This window comes from Azospirillum canadense (assembly GCF_025961225.1).
In the GTDB taxonomy this organism is placed as follows: Bacteria; Pseudomonadota; Alphaproteobacteria; order Azospirillales; family Azospirillaceae; genus Azospirillum; species Azospirillum canadense.
Window position 1 is genome coordinate 191,764 of the sequence record NZ_JAOQNG010000001.1, and the last position, 17,634, is coordinate 209,397.

Here is a 17,634-nt window from a genome sequence, read left to right on the forward strand (position 1 = left end):
CGGTCTTGGAGGTTTCGTTGAAGGCGCTTAAGCCGTTGCTGATGTCTGGCCGGGAGGTTCTGCCGCTCGTCGAGGGTGGCAAGGGAATTGCCGTCTCCAACGGGGAAAGCTCCGGCGCCTGGGCGGCGGCCGGGGGCATTGGGACGTTCTCCGGCGTGAACGCCGACAGCTACGACGCGGACGGCAACCTCCTGCCGCAGGTCTATCACGGCAAGACCCGGCGGGAGCGCCACGACGAGCTGATCCGCTTCGGCATCGAAGGCGGCATCGCGCAGGCCCGCATCGCGCACGAGGCGTCGAACGGCCAGGGCCGCATCCACATGAACGTCCTGTGGGAGATGGGCGGGGCGGAGCACATCCTGCACGGCGTGCTGGAAGGCTCCCAGGGCCTGATCCACGGCGTCACCTGCGGCGCCGGCATGCCCTACAAGGTGGCCGAGATCGCGGTGCGCTACGGCGTCCACTATTACCCGATCGTCTCTTCCGCGCGCGCCTTCCGCGCCCTGTGGCTGCGCGCCTACCACAAGTTCCGCGACAACCTGGGCGGCGTGGTCTACGAGGATCCGTGGCTGGCCGGCGGCCACAACGGCCTGTCCAATTCCGAGGACCCGCAGAAGCCGGAGGATCCGTTCCCCCGCGTCCTGGCGCTGCGCCAGATGCTGAACAGCTTCGGCCTGAACGACACGCCCATCGTCATGGCGGGCGGCGTCTGGTGGCTGTCGGACTGGGAAGACTGGATCGACAACCCCGACCTGGGCCCGGTCGCCTTCCAGTTCGGCACGCGCCCACTGCTGACGCAGGAAAGCCCGATCTCCGCCGCCTGGAAGCACCGGCTGCTGACGCTGAAGGAAGGCGACGTCTTCCTGAACCGCTTCTCGCCGACCGGCTTCTACTCCTCCGCGGTCAAGAACCCGTTCCTGATCGACCTGATGGAGCGCTCGCAACGCCAGGTCGCCTACCTGCCGAAGCCGGTGGGCGAGCATTCGGCGGAGCTGCCGCTCGGTCCCCGCGGCCGCCCGGTCTACGTCACCGCGACCGACAAGGTCCGCGCCGAGGGCTGGATCGCCGAGGGCTTCACCACCGGGCTGAAGACCCCGGACAGCACGGTCGTCTTCGTGACGCCGGCGCAGGCGGAGGCGATCCACCGCGACCAGGTGGACTGCATGGGCTGCCTGTCGGCCTGCAACTTCTCCAACTGGGCGCAGAACGAGGAAGGCACCACCGGCAAGCGCGCCGACCCGCGATCCTACTGCATCCAGAAGACGCTCCAGGCCGTCAGCCACACCGACGACTGCGAGCACCAGCTGATGTTCGCCGGGCACAACGCCTTCCGCTTCGCCAGCGACCCCTACTACAAGGACGGCTTCATCCCGACGGTGAAGCAGCTGGTCGAGCGGATCGCCACCGGCTACTGACCGCCGGGCAAGGGGATCGCAAGACGGCAAACGGGCAATGAAGGCGGTATTTCGCGGGCATTCCGCGCAACCGTCTTGCCCGGCGAGCTGAAATCGTTCTAAAGTAACCGGACTGCGGCGGTTCGTCGCAGTCCGTTTTGTTTTCGGTGGCCCGGCGCCCTGCGCCCCAAGCCCCCGGCGTTGCGCCCGACCACGACGCCCGATCACGACAGACGCAGACCAGAATGACCGGCATCCGTCCTTACAAGCGCGCCCTCGATCGCCTGCAGACCGCGGGCTTCCGCCCGACCCGCCAGCGCCTGGGCCTCGCCCGGCTGCTGTTCGAGGGCGAGCACCGGCATGTGACGGCGGAACAGCTGCACACGGAAGCGATGGGCACCGACCTGCGCGTCTCGCTCGCCACCGTCTACAACACGCTGAACCAGTTCACCGCCGCCGGCCTGCTGCGCGAAGTGGTGGTGGAGGCCGGCAAGTCCTACTTCGACACCAACACCGCCGACCACCATCACTTCTTCCTGGAAGGCACCGGCCGGCTGGAAGACATCGCGGCCGACGACATCGTCGTGCAGAACCTGCCGCTGCCGCCGAAGGGCACGCGCGTTGCCCGCGTGGACGTCATCGTCCGCTTGGCCGAGGACGACGGCGAAGCCGCCTGAGGTCCGTAAAGCGGATTTCCATCCGCTTTGGACCGCGACGGCGGGCCCGGACGCCCATGCGTCCGAAGCCCGGCCTCTCGAGGGAACTTCGTTCCCGCTGGCGGCAGGCGGATGCCACAGGCATCCGCTGAGAGCCGGCCAATGAGGCCATCTGAATCTAAAGCGAACGGAAGTTCGCTTTAGGACTTCGCGAACAATTCTCATTATCATTTTAGCGCCAAAGCCCTGCCAATAGTTTTAGAGGCATTCTAAAACATTGACGAGGCGCCCCCGTCGGTGGCATAAGCCAAAGGCTATGCTCGGCCGCCTGAGGCCACATGCCCGCGCGCGACCGGGCCAGACAAACCGTCTGGAGGGAACCGCCATGTCGCTTAAGGGCACCAAGACCGAAGACAACCTGAAGGCCGCCTTCGCTGGCGAGAGCCAAGCCAACCGCCGCTACCTCTATTTCGCACAGAAGGCCGACGTCGAAGGCTACAACGACGTCGCCGCCGTTTTCCGCTCCACGGCGGAAGGCGAAACCGGCCACGCCCACGGCCATCTGGAGTTCCTGGAAGAGGTCGGCGACCCGGCCACCGGCTTGCCGATCGGCGAGACCTCGGCCAACCTGAAGGCCGCTATCGCCGGCGAAACCCACGAATACACCGACATGTACCCGGGCATGGCCCGGACCGCCCGCGACGAGGGCTTCGACGAGGTCGCGGACTGGTTCGAAACGCTGGCCAAGGCCGAAAAGAGCCACGCCGGTCGCTTCCAGAAGGCGCTGGACCAGCTGTAAGCCCGGCAAATCGCCGGCCTGAGGGCAGATTTTCACCACAGAGACACAGAGAACACAGAAACGATTGCGGAAGGCCGCCTTGCCGTCCGATCCACCCGGCGGCAGACCTGTCTGTTTCAAAATCCTCTGTGTCTCCGTGTCTCTGTGGTGAATTCGCTCTCCTGCGACACTCTTCCGCTCAGAACGAACAACGGCCGGCAAGGAACCGGCTCCCCAGGGAGGGGATCACGCCCATGCGCGAAGGCAGCCTGGAGGCGCCCGTCCGCCATCCGCTGGACTGGCGGAACCCGGACTTCTACGACGAGGCCAAGCTCGACGCGGAGATGCGCCGGGTCTTCGAGATCTGCCACGGCTGCCGCCGCTGCTTCAACCTGTGCGACAGCTTCCCGCGCCTGTTCGACCTCGTGGACAATGCCGGCGACGCCGAGGTGCACGGCGTGGAGTCCAGGGACTTCAAGGCGGTCGTGGACGCCTGCACGCTCTGCGACATGTGCTTCATGACCAAGTGCCCCTACGTGCCGCCGCACGAATGGGCGCTGGACTTTCCGCACCTGATGGTCCGCCACCGCGCGGTGGAGGCGAAGAAGGCCGGTGTCCCCTTCGCGCTGAAGCAGCTGACGCAGACCGACCGCAACGGCAAGCTCGCCGGGGCCGTGGCGCCGCTCGCCAACTGGGCGTCGGACGAGAAGAACACGCTGACCCGCCCGCTGCTGGAAAAGGTCGCCGACGTCCATCGGGACGCGCACCTGCCGAAGTTCCATGGCAAGACCCTTGCGATGCGCGCCAAAGCGGATCCGGCGCCGGTGAACACCGCCGCGCCGGCCTACGGCAAGCGCAAGGCGGTGCTCTACGCCACCTGCTTCGCCAACTACAACAACCCGGCCATCGGCATGGCCGCGCGCGCCATCCTCGCCAAGAACGGCGTGGAGACGGAGGTCGTCTACCCGTCCTGCTGCGGCATGCCGCAGCTGGAGCAGGGCGACCTGGAGAAGGTGGACCGCAACGCCGCCCGCGTGGCGACGGCGCTGGCGCCTTGGATCGCGAAGGGCTACGACGTGGTCGCCCTGGTGCCCAGCTGTGCCTTGATGCTGAAGATGGAATGGCCGCTGATCGTTCCGAATGACGCACCCCACCGCGGGGCGGTGCTGGATCTGGCCCAGGCCACCTACGACGTCAGCGAATACATCGTGGACATCGCCCGCAAGGACGGCTTGGCGGAAGGCTTGCAGCCGCTGCCCGGCGGCGTCGCGCTGCACATCGCCTGCCACGCCCGCGCCCAAAACATGGGCCAGAAGGCGACGGAGATGCTGCGCCTGATCCCGCAGGCCGACCTGAAGGTGATCGAGCGCTGCTCCGGCCACGGCGGCTCCTGGGGCGTCCTGACGGAGAATTTCCCGACGGCGCTGAAGGTGGGCAAGCCGGTGGCGAACCAAGCCGCCAAGGCGGGCAAGGCCTTCCTCGCGTCGGAATGCCCCATCGCCGGCCCGCACATCATGCAGGGCATCGAAAGGCTGAACGGTGAGGGGCCGCTGCCGGAGCAGCTGCACCCCGTCGAGCTATTCGCCCGCGCCTACGGCATCACCGTGTGAGGGACCATCCCATGACCATGCCCGCCACCATACCCGCCACCGGGCGCAAGACCGAGATCACCCGCGCCGACATTATCCCGCTCGACCAATACGGACGGGAGCGCGCCGCGCGCCGCAAGGCCCTGGTCGCGGTGAAGAAGAACCGCCGCGTGCCGGTCGGCCCCTACGCCACCTTCTACTTCGAGAACTACGACACGATGTGGCAGCAGATCCACGAAATGCTGTTCATCGAGAAGGGCGGGGAGGCGCAGATCGCCGACGAGTTGCACGCCTACAACCCCCTGATCCCCAAGGGACGGGAGCTGGTCGCCACCGTGATGTTCGAGATCGACGACCCGGCGCGCCGCGCCCTGGAACTCGGCCGGCTGGGCGGGGTGGAGGAGGCGATGACGCTGCGCTTCTCCGGCCACACCGTGAAGGGCCGCCCGGAGGAGGACGTCGAGCGCACCAACGAGACCGGCAAGACCTCGTCCGTGCACTTCCTGCACTTCGACTTCACGGCGGAGCAGGTCGCCGCCTTCCGCACTCCCGGCACGGAGGTGATCGTCGCCATCAACCACCCCAACTACGGCCACATGGCGATCATGCCGGACGCGGTGCGGGCGGAGCTGGCGGGGGATTTCGCTTAGAAAAAGCCTTCCGGTCGGAGAGCGGTGAGATCACCACAGAGACACGAAGGCACAGAGAGCGTTTTCTCTGTGCCTTCGTGTCTCTGTGGTGAAATGGCGCCCGTTGCACCTACTCGATCTTCTCTTCCTTGTAGGCGCCCCAGAACTCGGCGCGCTGGACCCAACCGCGGTAGCCCTTCAGGTCCACCTCGCACCAGTCGCCCTGGCACTTACGCAGCCAGCCGATCACGCCGGGCTGGGCGCGGGCGATCACGGCACCGTCGCTGCGCGGCTCCTTGCGGACGGTGCGGACCTCGCCGGTGACGACGACGCTGCGCTTGCCGGACAGCATGCTCTGGTGCACCCAGCCCTCGCTGCCTTCCCAATCGCGGATGCGGCGCCAGGTGTCGAACTCCTGGGTGATCTCCACCGGCATCTCCTTGCGCGTGAAGACCCATTCGATGGGGTAGCGCACGTTGGGGCCGGTGCGCGCGTTCACCTCGCCGGAGCGCAGTGAGACGAAGCGCGGGATCGGCAAGCCCGAGGCGTGGGTCGGGTCCTTCTCGCGGCGGCCCTCCGCGGCCGTCACGCCGCCCGGACCAGTGCCTAGGACGGTAACGGCCAGCGCCAGGACGGCGAGCGTTCGGCGGAGGGCAGACGTCGTCGGCAGCACCGGCAACCCCGTGCAGGAAAAGGTCGAGGGGATCGCCGCCAAGCGCCGGGAAAGGCTCCGGAAACCGGCGGCCGGGGCACTATAGTTAGGGGTAGCGGCCCGGGGCAAGGGCAAGGAACAGGTCCGGCGGCCCTGTCGCGCCTTGTCACACCCCACGGGCCACACCTTGCCCTGTTCGATCTCCGGAATCGACACTGTCATCTGGACAGCGTCACACCCGCTTGATACGACAGGAAATGATCCGGACGGGGAGCCGGACAGGGGAGGCAACGCCTGATGACCGAAAAGAAGAAGCCGATCGTCGTCGTGACCCGCAAGCTGCCTGACGTCGTCGAGACGCGGATGATGGAGCTGTTCGACGCGCGGCTGAACTCGGACGACGCGCCCCTGACGCACGCCCAGCTGATCGACGCGGCGCAGGTCGCCGACGTGCTGGTCCCCACGGTGACCGACCGCATCGACGGCGACATCATCGAGAAGGCCGGGCCGCAGCTCCGCCTGATCGCCTCCTTCGGCACGGGTGTCGACCACATCGACCTGAAGGCGGCCCGCGCCCGCGGCATCACCGTCACCAACACGCCGGGCGTCCTGACGGAGGACACGGCGGACATGACCATGGCCCTGCTGCTGGCCGTCGCCCGGCGCCTGGCGGAGGGGGAGCGGCTGGTCCGCTCCGGCCAGTGGAAGGGCTGGGGACCGACGACCATGCTCGGCCACCGCATCTGGGGCAAGCGGCTGGGCATCCTCGGCATGGGCCGGATCGGCCAGGCGCTGGCGCGCCGGGCGCGTGCCTTCGGCATGTCGATCCACTACCACAACCGCCGCCGCGTCTACCCCGACGTCGAGAAGGAGCTTGAGGCGACCTACTGGGAGAGCCTGGACCAGATGCTGGCGCGCATGGACGTTGTGTCCATCAATTGCCCGCACACCCCGGCCACCTACCACCTGCTGTCGGAACGCCGGCTGAAGCTGCTGCGTCCGCACTGCTACATCGTCAACACCTCGCGCGGCGAGGTGATCGACGAGACGGCCCTGACCAAGATGCTGTCCAAGGGCGAGATCGCCGGCGCCGGCCTTGACGTGTTCGAGCACGAGCCGGCGGTGAACCCGAAGCTGCTGCGGCTGGACAACGTTGTCCTGCTGCCGCACATGGGCTCCGCCACCATCGAGGGCCGCATCGACATGGGCGAGAAGGTCATCATCAACATCAAGACCTTCGTCGACGGCCACGCCCCGCCCGACCGCGTCATCGAGACGCTGCTGTAACCAGCCCGTAGCCCGTAGGTTGGGTGGAGGCGAAGCCGAAACCCAACAGACGCGCGTGGGAAGGGATGTCGGGTTGCGCTTCGCTCCACCCGACCTACGGGGGTGCGGTTACAGAATCCCCTCGTACAGGGCGGCCATGGGGATCTCGATGCCCACCGAGGCGAAGCGCAGCGTGCCGCCGCCGATGATGTCACGGACGACCCAGCTCTGCTCATCCTCGCGGTGCCACAGCTCGGCACGGCAAGCGGGTCGAGTCGAGCAGCAGGATCTCCTGCACCGACGGGATCTCCCGGTAGATCGCCAGCTTGCGCCCGCGGTCGTGCTCGGCCGTGGAGGGAGACAGGATCTGGACGATCACGACCGGATCGACGGTCCCGGGTTTGGTCGATGTGGGCCCGCAGCCAACGGCCACGTCGGCCTGGAACCAGGCATCATCGCGATCCGGCAGCCGGATTCCCGCTTCGACCCGCGCACGGCAGGGCGCACGCAGTCGCTTCCCGAATTCCACCACGACGTTGGCGGCAATCAGGGCGTGCGCGTCCGATGGCGGCGCCATGGCGACCGGCTCTCCGCTGATCAGTTCATAGCGCGTGTCGGTCCCGTCCTCCCAGACGAGGAACTCCTCCACGGTCATCGGTCGGCGCGCCGGTTCGGTCATGCCCATGAGTATGGGCCTCTCCCTGCGTGGTTCCAAGAGCGGCGCTTACTTCGCCGCCCCGCCGATCCCGCCGCCCAACTCGATGCGCACCTCCACGACGCCCGGCTCGTCCAGGTTCTCCTTGCGGATGAAGCCCAGCGCCCGGCACATGCCCAGCATGCTGGTGTTCTCGCGCAGCACCTCGCCGTAGACCTCCTTGATGCCGCGCGACCGCGCGTAGTCCAGGATCTTGTTCATCAGCTGGTAGCCGAGGCCCTGGCCCTTCATGTCGGACCGCACCATCACCGCGTATTCGGCCCGCAGGTTGTCGGGGTCGGCGGTGATGCGGACGACGCCGTACATGATGGTCTCGCCCGTCTCCGGGTCCGGCCCGACGGCGACCAGCCCCATCTCGCGGTCGTAGTCAATCTGGGTCAGGCGGGCGGCGGCCTGGTGCGACAGGCGCTTCAGCGGCGCGAAGAAGCGCAGGCGCAGGTCCTCCGGCGTCTGGTTGGCCACCATGTGGTGCACCAGCGGCTCGTCCTCCGGCAGGATCGGGCGGACGAAGAAGTTGCGGCCGTCCTTGATGGTGATGCGGTCCTCCAGCCCCTTTGGATAGGGGCGGATGGCCAGCCGCCGCGCGCCGAGAAGGGCGGGCACGCCGACCTTGATGCGCGCGTCCAGCGCCATCACGCCTTCCGAGTCGGCCAGCAGCGGGTTGATGTCCAGCTCCGCGATCTCCGGGAAGTCGACGATCAGCTGCGACACCTTGTTCAGGGTCAGCGCCACCGCCTCCAGGTCCACGGCGGCGCGCGAGCGGTAGCCCTGCAACTGCTTCCAGATGCGGGTGCGGCCCATCAGCTCCGTCGCCAGCTTCATGTTCAGCGGCGGCAATGCCAGCGCATAGTCCTCCACCACCTCCACCCCGATGCCGCCCTCGCCGAACAGCAGGACGGGGCCGAACAGCTCGTTCTCCGTCATGCCGACGATCAGCTCGTAGGCGTCGGGGCGGACGGCCATCTCCTGCACGGTGAAGCCCTCGATGCGGGCGTCGGGCACCGCCTCGCGCACGCGGGCCAGCATGGCCTCGGCCTTCGCGCGCACCTCGTCGGGGTCGGTCAGGTGCAGGGTGACGCCGCCGACATCCGACTTGTGGGTGACGTCCGGCGACAGGATCTTCAGCGCCAGCGGCCCGCCGATCATGGCGGCGCAGCGGGCGGCCTCCTCCGGCGTCTCGGCGCAGCGGGTGTCCACCACCGGCACGCCGTAGGCGGCCAGCACGCGCTTGGCCTCATACTCGGTCAGCCATTCGCGCTGCTCGGCGATGGCGCGGGAGATGATCTTGCGCACGCCGATGTCGTCGGGCTGGAAATCCTGCGGCACCGACGGCGGGGTTTCCATCAGCAGTTCCTGGTTCCGGCGGTATTCCACCAGATGCAGGAAGGCGCGCACCGCGTGGCTGGGCGTGTCGTAGGTGGGGATGCGGCTGGCGGCGAACAGCTTGCGCGCCTCCACCGCCGTGTGGTCGCCGACCCAGCTGGTCAGCACCGGGTGCTTGCGCGCCTTGTTGGCGACCATCGTCTCCACCACCGCCTGGGCGGCGGCCAGGCTGTCGGTCGTCGCGGTGGGGCAGTTCAGCACCAGCACGGCGTCGTTGCCGTGGTCCTGCAACAGGGCGTTCAGCGCGTCGGCGTAGCGCTTGGGCGGGGAATCGCCGCCGATGCGCAGCGGGTTGCGCAAGCTGCAGCCGGCGGCACCCAGCGCCTTCTCCAGCGCCTCCTGCGTCTCATGCGCGAACTGGGCGAGCCGGCCGCCGGCCAGGATCAGGCTGTCGGTCGCCATCACGCCCATGCCGCCGCCGTTGGTCAGGATGGCCAGGCGGGAGCCGGTGATCGGCACGCCGGTGGCCAGCGTCCCCACCGCATCGAACAGCTCGTCCAGGTCGGTCACGCGCAGGATGCCGGCGCGGCGGAAGGCGGCGTCGTAGACGGCGTCCGACACGGCCAGCGACCCGGTGTGCGACGCGGATGCCTCCAGCGCCTCCTCCGTTCGGCCGGCCTTGATGACGATGACCGGCTTCTGGCGGGCGGCGGAGCGCGCCGCCGACATGAACTTCCGCGCGTCGGAGATGCTCTCGATGTACAGCAGGATGGCCCGCACCGTGGCGTCGCCGGCCAGATAGTCCAGCAGGTCGCCGAAATCGACGTCGGCCTTGTCGCCCATGGAGATCAGGTGCGAGAAGCCGATGCCGCGCGCCGTCGCCCAGTCGGCGATGGAGGTCACGACCATCGACGACTGCGCCACCAGCGCCACGTCGCCCTTCTTCGGCGTCACATGGCCGAAGCTGGCGTTCAGCCCCCGCCCCGGCACCATGATGCCCAGGCTGTTCGGCCCCAGCACCCGCATCAGGTGCGGCTTGGCTGCCTCGCGCAGGGTCTGCGCCTGCTCCTTGCTGAAGCCGCTGGAAATGACGATGGCCGCCTTGGTGCCGCGCTTGCCCAGCGCCTCCACGGTGGCCGGCACGGTGTTGGCCGGCGTGCAGATCACCGCCAGGTCCGGCGCGATCGGCAGGTCGTCCACCGTCTTGTAGGTCAGCACGCCCTCGACCGCGCGTTCCGACGGGTTCACCGGCATGATCGGGCCGTCGAACCCGGCGTTGAACAGGTTGCGCGCCACCACGGCACCGATGGTGTTGGCCTTGCGGGTCGCCCCGATCAGCGCGATGGAGGTAGGCTTGAACAGGTGGTCGAGGTTGCGAACGGTCATGACCGGATCCAGGCTTGGTCTCTGATGGGCCGAGGGGTGGACCGACGGGCTTTGAACACGCCAGAGGCGGAGCTTTTGGCGCACAGGGCTTTCGGCGGATTCCCAGCAAACAGCGGTAGTATGGCAATCACGGGGCGGGAACGCGACCGATCGCCGCTCATGCTGCGCTGCAAAAATATGCGATGGTATTACCTTTGTACAGGCGCCCTTTGTCGCGCCCCCATTGCGCATCCGTACCAATCGGCGATGTCAGGGCCTTGAGTCCGGCGCCGGATGGCCCCACCCTGAAGGGGCACGCGGGACGGGAAGAAGGGGGCTTGTGCCATGAAGGTTGGTGTCGTCGGGGCCGGCGCGGTGGGGGCGACCGCCGCTTTCGCCATGGTGATGAGCGGGTCGGCCAGCGAGGTCGTGCTGGTGGACGCCAACGAGAAGCTGGCGGCGGCCCAGGCGCAGGACATCGCCCACGCCGTGCCTTTCGCCCGCGCGGTCCAGGTGCGCCACGGCCCCTACGCCGAGTTGGCCGGGGCGGGCGTGGTGGTGCTGTCCGCCGGCGTCGCGCAGCGGCCGGGGGAGACGCGCCTGCAATTGCTGGAGCGCAACGCCGCCGTCTTCGGCGCGGTGATCCCGGCGGCGCTGGCCGCGGCGCCCGACGCGATCCTTCTGGTGGCGACCAACCCGGTGGACGTGATGACGCAGGTGGCGACCCGCATCTCCGGCCTGCCGCGCTCGCGCGTGATCGGCTCCGGCACCGTGCTGGACACCGCGCGCTTCCGCGCCCTGCTGGCCGCGAAGCTCTGCGTCACGCCGAAGTCCGTGCACGCCCATGTGGTGGGGGAACACGGCGATTCGGAGGTCCTGCTCTGGTCCGGCGCCACCGTGGCCGGCGTGCCGGTGGACCGCTGCGCCGACCAGCTCGGCCGCCCGCTGACCGCGGAGGACCGCACCGCCATCGACGAGGGCGTGCGCCGCGCCGCCTACCGCATCATCGACGGCAAGGGCCACACCGCCTTCGGCATCGGCGGCGGCCTGTCGCGCATCGTCGCCGCGATCGCCGGCAACGAACAGGCGGTGCTGACCTGCTCCGTCCTGAACGACGACGTGCTGGGCGTCCCGGACGTCGCCCTATCCCTGCCGCGCGTCGTTGGCCGCTCCGGCGTGCTGAGCACCATCCTGCCGGGCTTCTCCGCCGAGGAAGCCGCCGCGCTGAAGCGAAGCGCCGAGATTTTGAAGGAAGCGGCGACATCGGTGGAGAAGTCGCTGTCATGACGGTGGGGAGTTGTCGATCCTTGTCGGACAACAGGGTCTACACGGATTTCACGGATTTTGGCACGGATGACACGGATTTTGGTTTTCCGTGACCCTGAAAGTGGCCGCATTGGGCCTCCACCCAACCTCCCCCACTTCGCGGGGGAGGGGCTTGATCGCGGAGCGGCGGCAGTCCCCTCCCTCGCCGAAGGTGGGGGGGGTAGGGAGGGGGCCCAACGCGGGGGCTTTTCCCCGTGCTTAAGAACTGATGTTGGGTTGCGCTGGCGCTTCACCCAACCTACAAAAGATCAAAAAATATAAATCCGTATACATCGGTTTCCCGACAAAACTCCAACCCCTACACCAACGCCCTATATATCCCCGCCGTCTCCGCATCGAACACGACGAACCGCACCTCTTCGATCGTGTCGTCCTTCGACATCTCGTCCCGCACCGCCGCCACCGCGATTTCCGCGGCGCGTTGCTTGGGAAAGCCGTAGATGCCCGTGCTGATGGCCGGGAAAGCCAGGGTGCGGATGCCATGCCGACGCGCCAAGGCCAGCGCCGAGCGGTAGCAGCTCTCCAGAAGACGTTCCTCGTCCGACCCGCCGCCGTGCCAGACCGGGCCGACGCAGTGGATGATGTATGGGGCGGGCAGGTTGTAGCCCTGCGACAGGCGGCAGTCGCCCGTGGGGCAACCGCCGATCCCGTCCAGTTCGCGTTGCAGGTCCGGCCCCGCGGCGCGGTGGATCGCCCCGTCCACGCCGCCGCCGGCCTTCAGGGCGGCGTTGGCGGCGTTGACGATGGCGTCCACCGTCTGGCGGGTGATGTCGTCCTCGACGACGCGGATCCGGTCCATGCAACCTCGTCCTGCTTTACAAGTCGATCAGACCAAGCGCGATCAGACCACCGGGCCCGGCTGGCCCTTGGTGGCGGCGGCGGCGCGCTCCATGCCTTCCTGGATCTTCTTGGCGGCTTCCTGCTCGTCGCCCCAGCGCAGGATCTTGACCCACTTGCCCTTCTCCAGGTCCTTGTAGTGCTGGAAGAAGTGGGCGATCTGCTCGGTGGTGATCTCCGGCAGGTCCTTGTAGGACTTCACGCTGCTGTAGAACGGGTGCAGCTTGTCGACCGGCACGGCCAGCAGCTTCTCGTCCTCGCCGCCCTCGTCCTCCATGTACAGCACGCCGATCGGGCGCGAGCGCAGGACGGCGCCCGGAATGACCGAATGGCGGCCGACCACGCAGACGTCCACCGGGTCGCCGTCGCCCGACAGGGTGTGCGGGATGAAGCCGTAGTTGCAGGGGTAGTACATGGCCGTGTGCAGGAAGCGGTCGACGAACATCGCGCCCGACTCCTTGTCGATCTCGTACTTCACCGGCTCGCCGCGCAACGGGATCTCGATGACCACGTTCACGTCCCACGGGGCGTTCTTGCCGACCGGAACCTTGCTGAGATCCATGGAAACTATCCTTCGACTGCAATAGCGGAATGCGCGGGATTGAGGACGTCGATTGAGGACGTCGGCCGTACCTCCCGACGCCGCGCGCGCGGAGTTTAGGCAGAAGCGGGCATAAGTCAAAGACACTTGCGCGGGTGCGTCAAAGGGACGAGCCTCATGTGATGCGTCCAGCCCTTCTTTCGCTGCTTTTTCTCGCCATTGTCTCCCTGCCGGTCCAGGCCGAAACGGTGTCTGGGGGGAGTGGTCACACCACTTCGGACCCCCGTCATGGAATCGTCATGCATGGTATTGCCATGCACGGTGACCTTGCCCTGCCGCCGGGCTTCGATCATTTCGGCTACGTCAACCCGGACGCGCCCAAGGGGGGCGTCCTGCGGCAGGCGGTCACCGGCGGCTTCGACACCCTGAACCCGCATGTGGTGAAGGGGGTTCCCGCCCTGGGGCTCGGTTTCGTGTTCGAGACGATGCTGGTCCGCTCCTGGGACGAGCCCTTTTCGCTCTACGGCCTGCTGGCCGAAAGCCTGGAGGTGCCGGAGGACCGCGGCGAGGCCATCTTCCACCTGAACCCGGCCGCGCGCTGGCACGATGGCACGCCGATCACCGCCACCGATGTCCTCTTCTCGCTTGAGGTGCAGCGGGTCCACGGCACGCCCAACCGTCGCCAGTTCTACGCCAAAGTCGCGACCGCCGCGGCGCTGGACGACCGCACCGTGCGCTTCACCTTCGCTCCCGGCCCGGATGGCACGCTCGACCGCGAGATGCCGCTGCTGATGGGGCTGATGCCGATCCATTCCAAGGCGTGGTGGGCGGGCAAGGATTTCGAGCGGACGACGCTCGACCCACCCATGGGCAGCGGTCCTTACCGGGTGGCCCTGGTCGACGCCGGCCGGCGCATCGTCTACGAACGGGTGCGCGACTACTGGGGCCGCGACCTGCCGACCCGCCGCGGCTTGTTCAATGTGGACGCCCTGGATTTCACCTACTACCGCGACGACACGGTGGCGCTGGAGGCTTTCAAGGCCGGGGAGGGAGACGTGCGGCGCGAGTCGGACCCTGGAAAATGGGCCACCGGCTACGACGGCCCCGCTCTGCGCGACAGGCGCATCGTGCTGGAGGAACTGCCGCACCACCGGCCGGAGTTTGCCCGCGGCCTGATCTTCAACACGCGCCGCCCCCTGTTCCAGGACCCACGGGTGCGTCAGGCGCTGGGTCTCGCCACCGACTTCGCCTGGATCGGCAAGACGCTGTTCCACGGCGCGCTGGTCCGCACGGCGAGCTACTACCCCAACTCCGAGCTGGCGGCGACGGGGGTGCCGGAGGGGCGGGAGCTGGCGGTGCTGGAACACTTCCGCGACCGGCTGCCGCCGGCCCTGTTCACCCAACCCTTCGCCCTGCCGCAGACCGACGGCACCGGCCCGGCCGGGGGGCGCGCCAACCTGCGGGAGGCGATGCGGCTGCTGGGGGAGGCCGGCTGGCGCGTCCGCGACGGGCGGCTGCTCGACGCCGCGGGCCACCCCTTCGCCTTCGAGATCCTGCTGGGCACCCCCGCCGACGAGCGCGTGGCGCTGGAATTCGCCCGCACCCTGGAACGGCTGGGCATCGCCGCGTCGGTGCGTGCGGTGGACAACGCGCAGTACCAGGCGCGGCTGGACCATTTCGACTTCGACATGACCGTGCGCTGGTGGGTGTCCACCCTCTCGCCCGGCAACGAGCAGCTCTACTACTACGGCTCCGCCGCCGCCGACCAGCCCGGCAGCCGCAACCTCGCCGGCATCCGCGACCCGGTGGTGGACGCCATCGCCGCCTCCATCGCCGAGGCCCGCACCCGCGACGACCTCGTCGCCCGCGTCCGCGCGCTCGACCGGGTGCTGCTGTGGGGCCACTACATGGTGCCGCTGTTCTACAGCCCGGTGGACCGCATGGCCCGCTGGTCCCGCCTGAAACGGCCGGAGGTAACGCCGCTCTATGGCCCGCTCATCGAATCCTGGTGGGTGGAGGGGCCGTGAGAGACGTGCTCATTCTTCACAAATTTCGCGGATTTGGGCGCGGGTTTTCGGGATTTTTTTGATGGAACGTGCCGACGCTCGGGCCGTTCGAGGAAGCTGGCGGTCAGCAAGCGAAATCATCCCGGAAATCCCTGTAAAAATCCCCGAAATCCGTGAAGACGGAGCACACGCCCGAGAATCCTACCCCCGCTCCCTATGCGCCCGGTAACCCTGCACGATCAGGTCGGCCACGGCGTCCAGGCTGACGAAGTGATCGGTGTTGACGATCAGGTCGTATTGCAGCGGGTCGTTGTTGGTGACCTTGAAGGTCTCCTGGAAGAACTTGGCGCGGGCGGCGTTGACTTTGTGCAGCTCGGTCAGCGCCGCGGCGACCTTGCCCGCGTCGTCGCCGGCCAGCCGGCGGGCGCAGACCTCGTCGGAGCCGACGATCCGCACGCGGAAGCGCGGCGCCCCGCGCAGAAGCAGGTGCGCGCCGCGCCCGACGATCACGCCGCCGCGAAAGGCGATGCCGTTGACGACGCGGGTCAGCAGCTGCTGGTACTCCGACAGCGGGTCGTGCAGCCCCATCAGGCTGGCGTAGAGGAACATGCCCGCGCGCCCTGGCAACCTTTCGTCCAACTGCCGCATCAGCGCGGGGTCGGACTTGGCCGCGGCCACCACGGCGTCGAGGATTTCCTTGTCGAAGCAGGGAATGCCCAGCGCCGCCGCCACCTTCGGCGCGATGACGTCGCCGCCGGCGCCATGATCGCGCGCGATGGTGACGACGGGGGGCGGCTTCTCCAGCGCGCCGGAATGCGGCCGGTGCGGGTGCAGCTGGTCGGTCTGGATGTAGGTGAGGAGCGCCTGGAATTCGTCGCGGGCCATCGGCAGCCTCCGGATCCGGTTGCGACAACGTTCCGTGTCTGGGGCCAGTGTCCGGCTGCCGCAACGTCCGGTCAAGCGCGCCCAAGGGGGGAGGGGCGAGCGGTCGCACCCCCTCCGATATCCACCTGTGGTTACAGCAGTTCCACCGCGATGACCGCCAGCAGCACGAGGATCGCCCAGATCGCGATGCGCTCGCTCAGCCGCCGCTCCACCCAGCGTTCCAGCATGAAGAGGATGGAGTTCGGGTGCAGGCGCAGGCCCCCCTCGGCGATCTGGGTGGCAGCTTCCTCGGCCCGGCGCACCAGATGCGGCAGGCGGCGGATGGTCACCACGGCGGCCTCCAGGTCGTCGAGGATCTGCGCCTCCGGCCCGCGGTTCTCGCGCATCCACTCCTCGATCAGCGGGCGCGCCAGCTCCCACATGTTGATCTTGGGGTTCAGGATGCGGCCCACGCCCTCCGCGGTCAGCATGCTCTTTTGCAGGAGCAGCAGCTGCGGCTGCGTTTCCATCTCGAACTGTTCCGTCACCGCAAACAGCTGCGCCAGCAGCCGCCCGACGGAGATCTCGTTCAGCGGCTTGTTCTGCAACGGCTCGCCGATGGCGCGGCAGGCCTGGGTGAAGACCTCGATCGACTGGTGGCGCGGGACGTATCCGGCGTCGAAATGGACCTGCGCGACGCGGCGGTAATCGCCGGTCAGGAAGCCGATGAGCATGTCGGCGAGGTAGGTCCGCGTCGCCCGGTCCAGCCGGCCCATGATGCCGAAATCGACGGCGGCGATGTTGCCGTTCTCGTCGACGAACAGGTTGCCGGGATGCAGGTCGGCGTGGAAGAAGCCGTCGCGGAACACCTGGTTGAAGAAGCTGGCCGACGCCTTGGCCAGGATCTCGTCCCGGTCGAAGCCCTGCGCCTCCAGCCGGTCGTACTCGTCCACCTTGACGCCGCGGATGCGCTCCAGCGTCAGGACGCGCCGCGCGGTGCGGTCCCAGTCGATGGTCGGCACGTTGAAGGTCGGGTCGCCCTTGAAGTTCGCGGCCAGCTCCGACGCCGCCGCGGCTTCCATCCGCAGCTCCATCTCCAGGCGGGAGGTGCGGGCGAAGGTGTCCACCACCTCGCGCGGGCGCAGCCGCTTCAGCTTGGGCATGACCATGACGGCCAGCTCGGCCAGCCAGTAGAACAGGTCGATGTCCCGCTCGAAGGCGGTCTCGATGCCCGGCCGCAGCACCTTCACGGCCACCTCGCGCCCGTCGGCGGTCACCGCGAAGTGGACCTGCGCGATGGAGGCGGCGGCAACCGGCGTCTCGTCGAAGCTTTGGAACAGCGCCGCGATGGGGGCGCCCAGCTCCTCCTCGACGATGGCGCGGGCCTTGGTACCGGGGAAGGGCGGCAGCTTGTCCTGCAGCTCGGCGAGGTCAAGCGCCGTCCGCTCCCCCACCAGGTCGGAACGGGTGGACAGCAGCTGCCCCAGCTTGATGTAGGTTGGCCCCAGCTCCGCCAGCGCGCGGGCGAGGCGCTGGCCGACGCGGCCCGGTTCCTTCCGGTTGCCGACCCAGCGCCAGAACATCGCGATGCCCGGCGCGCTGTCCGACAGCGTCTCCGGCAGCGCGTTGTAGCGGGCCACCGTGCGGGCGATGCCGAACAGGCGGACGAGGTTGCGGACGGTTCGGAACACCG

The 17,634-nt window shown here is 68.2% G+C and carries 15 protein-coding genes; 8 read left to right on the top strand and 7 right to left on the bottom strand.

Annotation, left to right across the window (positions count from 1 at the left end):
* Positions 1 to 17 precede the first annotated feature (17 nt).
* From M2351_RS00900 to M2351_RS00920, 5 genes are all read left to right on the top strand, one after another.
* Positions 18 to 1,415 (top strand): NAD(P)H-dependent flavin oxidoreductase, encoded by a 1,398-nt coding sequence (locus M2351_RS00900; RefSeq protein WP_264654299.1) that lies wholly within the window; start codon positions 18 to 20, stop codon positions 1,413 to 1,415.
* A 224-nt stretch (positions 1,416 to 1,639) separates the two neighbouring features.
* The gene (gene irrA / locus M2351_RS00905; RefSeq protein WP_264654300.1) at positions 1,640 to 2,071 is read left to right on the top strand and encodes an iron response transcriptional regulator IrrA; all 432 of its coding nucleotides are present in this window, start codon (positions 1,640 to 1,642) and stop codon (positions 2,069 to 2,071) included.
* Positions 2,072 to 2,435: 364 nt separating this feature from the next.
* Positions 2,436 to 2,849, top strand: a complete 414-nt coding sequence (locus M2351_RS00910) for a rubrerythrin family protein (RefSeq protein WP_264654301.1) — start codon at positions 2,436 to 2,438, stop codon at positions 2,847 to 2,849.
* Positions 2,850 to 3,082: 233 nt separating this feature from the next.
* On the top strand, positions 3,083 to 4,438 hold the full coding sequence (locus M2351_RS00915) for a heterodisulfide reductase-related iron-sulfur binding cluster (protein ID WP_264654302.1): 1,356 nt from the start codon (positions 3,083 to 3,085) through the stop codon (positions 4,436 to 4,438).
* A gap of 11 nt (positions 4,439 to 4,449) precedes the next feature.
* Complete coding sequence (locus tag M2351_RS00920) at positions 4,450 to 5,067, top strand: DUF3501 family protein (protein WP_264654303.1); 618 nt, start codon at positions 4,450 to 4,452, stop codon at positions 5,065 to 5,067.
* Positions 5,068 to 5,176: 109 nt separating this feature from the next.
* On the opposite strand, the gene M2351_RS00925 is transcribed toward M2351_RS00920, so the two are convergent.
* Positions 5,177 to 5,761, bottom strand: a complete 585-nt coding sequence (locus M2351_RS00925; RefSeq protein WP_264654304.1) for an SH3 domain-containing protein — start codon at positions 5,759 to 5,761, stop codon at positions 5,177 to 5,179.
* A 234-nt stretch (positions 5,762 to 5,995) separates the two neighbouring features.
* Here M2351_RS00925 and M2351_RS00930 point away from each other — a divergent pair, with 234 nt between their 5' ends.
* The gene (locus tag M2351_RS00930) at positions 5,996 to 6,985 is read left to right on the top strand and encodes a 2-hydroxyacid dehydrogenase (RefSeq protein WP_264654305.1); all 990 of its coding nucleotides are present in this window, start codon (positions 5,996 to 5,998) and stop codon (positions 6,983 to 6,985) included.
* A gap of 211 nt (positions 6,986 to 7,196) precedes the next feature.
* On the opposite strand, the gene M2351_RS00935 is transcribed toward M2351_RS00930, so the two are convergent.
* Both M2351_RS00935 and M2351_RS00940 read right to left on the bottom strand, forming a co-directional pair.
* Complete coding sequence (locus M2351_RS00935; protein ID WP_264654306.1) at positions 7,197 to 7,649, bottom strand: Uma2 family endonuclease; 453 nt, start codon at positions 7,647 to 7,649, stop codon at positions 7,197 to 7,199.
* A 39-nt stretch (positions 7,650 to 7,688) separates the two neighbouring features.
* A complete protein-coding gene (locus M2351_RS00940) occupies positions 7,689 to 10,388 on the bottom strand; it encodes a bifunctional acetate--CoA ligase family protein/GNAT family N-acetyltransferase (protein WP_264654307.1) in 2,700 nt (899 codons plus the stop codon).
* 324 nt (positions 10,389 to 10,712) lie between these two features.
* Here M2351_RS00940 and M2351_RS00945 point away from each other — a divergent pair, with 324 nt between their 5' ends.
* A complete protein-coding gene (locus M2351_RS00945; RefSeq protein WP_264654308.1) occupies positions 10,713 to 11,654 on the top strand; it encodes an L-lactate dehydrogenase in 942 nt (313 codons plus the stop codon).
* Between the two features lie 337 nt (positions 11,655 to 11,991).
* Here the strand turns inward: M2351_RS00945 and M2351_RS00950 are convergent, their stop codons facing one another.
* A complete protein-coding gene (locus M2351_RS00950; RefSeq protein WP_264654309.1) occupies positions 11,992 to 12,492 on the bottom strand; it encodes an O-acetyl-ADP-ribose deacetylase in 501 nt (166 codons plus the stop codon).
* 42 nt (positions 12,493 to 12,534) lie between these two features.
* Positions 12,535 to 13,092 (bottom strand): inorganic diphosphatase, encoded by a 558-nt coding sequence (ppa, locus tag M2351_RS00955; RefSeq protein ID WP_264654310.1) that lies wholly within the window; start codon positions 13,090 to 13,092, stop codon positions 12,535 to 12,537.
* A gap of 278 nt (positions 13,093 to 13,370) precedes the next feature.
* On the opposite strand from ppa, the gene M2351_RS00960 reads away from it, so the two are divergent.
* Positions 13,371 to 15,098 (top strand): extracellular solute-binding protein, encoded by a 1,728-nt coding sequence (locus tag M2351_RS00960; RefSeq protein ID WP_264654311.1) that lies wholly within the window; start codon positions 13,371 to 13,373, stop codon positions 15,096 to 15,098.
* A gap of 180 nt (positions 15,099 to 15,278) precedes the next feature.
* On the opposite strand, the gene M2351_RS00965 is transcribed toward M2351_RS00960, so the two are convergent.
* Positions 15,279 to 15,962: a cytidylate kinase-like family protein gene (locus M2351_RS00965; RefSeq protein WP_264654312.1), complete on the bottom strand. Its 684-nt coding sequence runs from the start codon at positions 15,960 to 15,962 to the stop codon at positions 15,279 to 15,281.
* A gap of 131 nt (positions 15,963 to 16,093) precedes the next feature.
* Positions 16,094 to 17,632: a 2-polyprenylphenol 6-hydroxylase gene (ubiB, locus tag M2351_RS00970; protein ID WP_264654313.1), complete on the bottom strand. Its 1,539-nt coding sequence runs from the start codon at positions 17,630 to 17,632 to the stop codon at positions 16,094 to 16,096.
* Between the last annotated feature and the right edge of the window lie 2 nt (positions 17,633 to 17,634).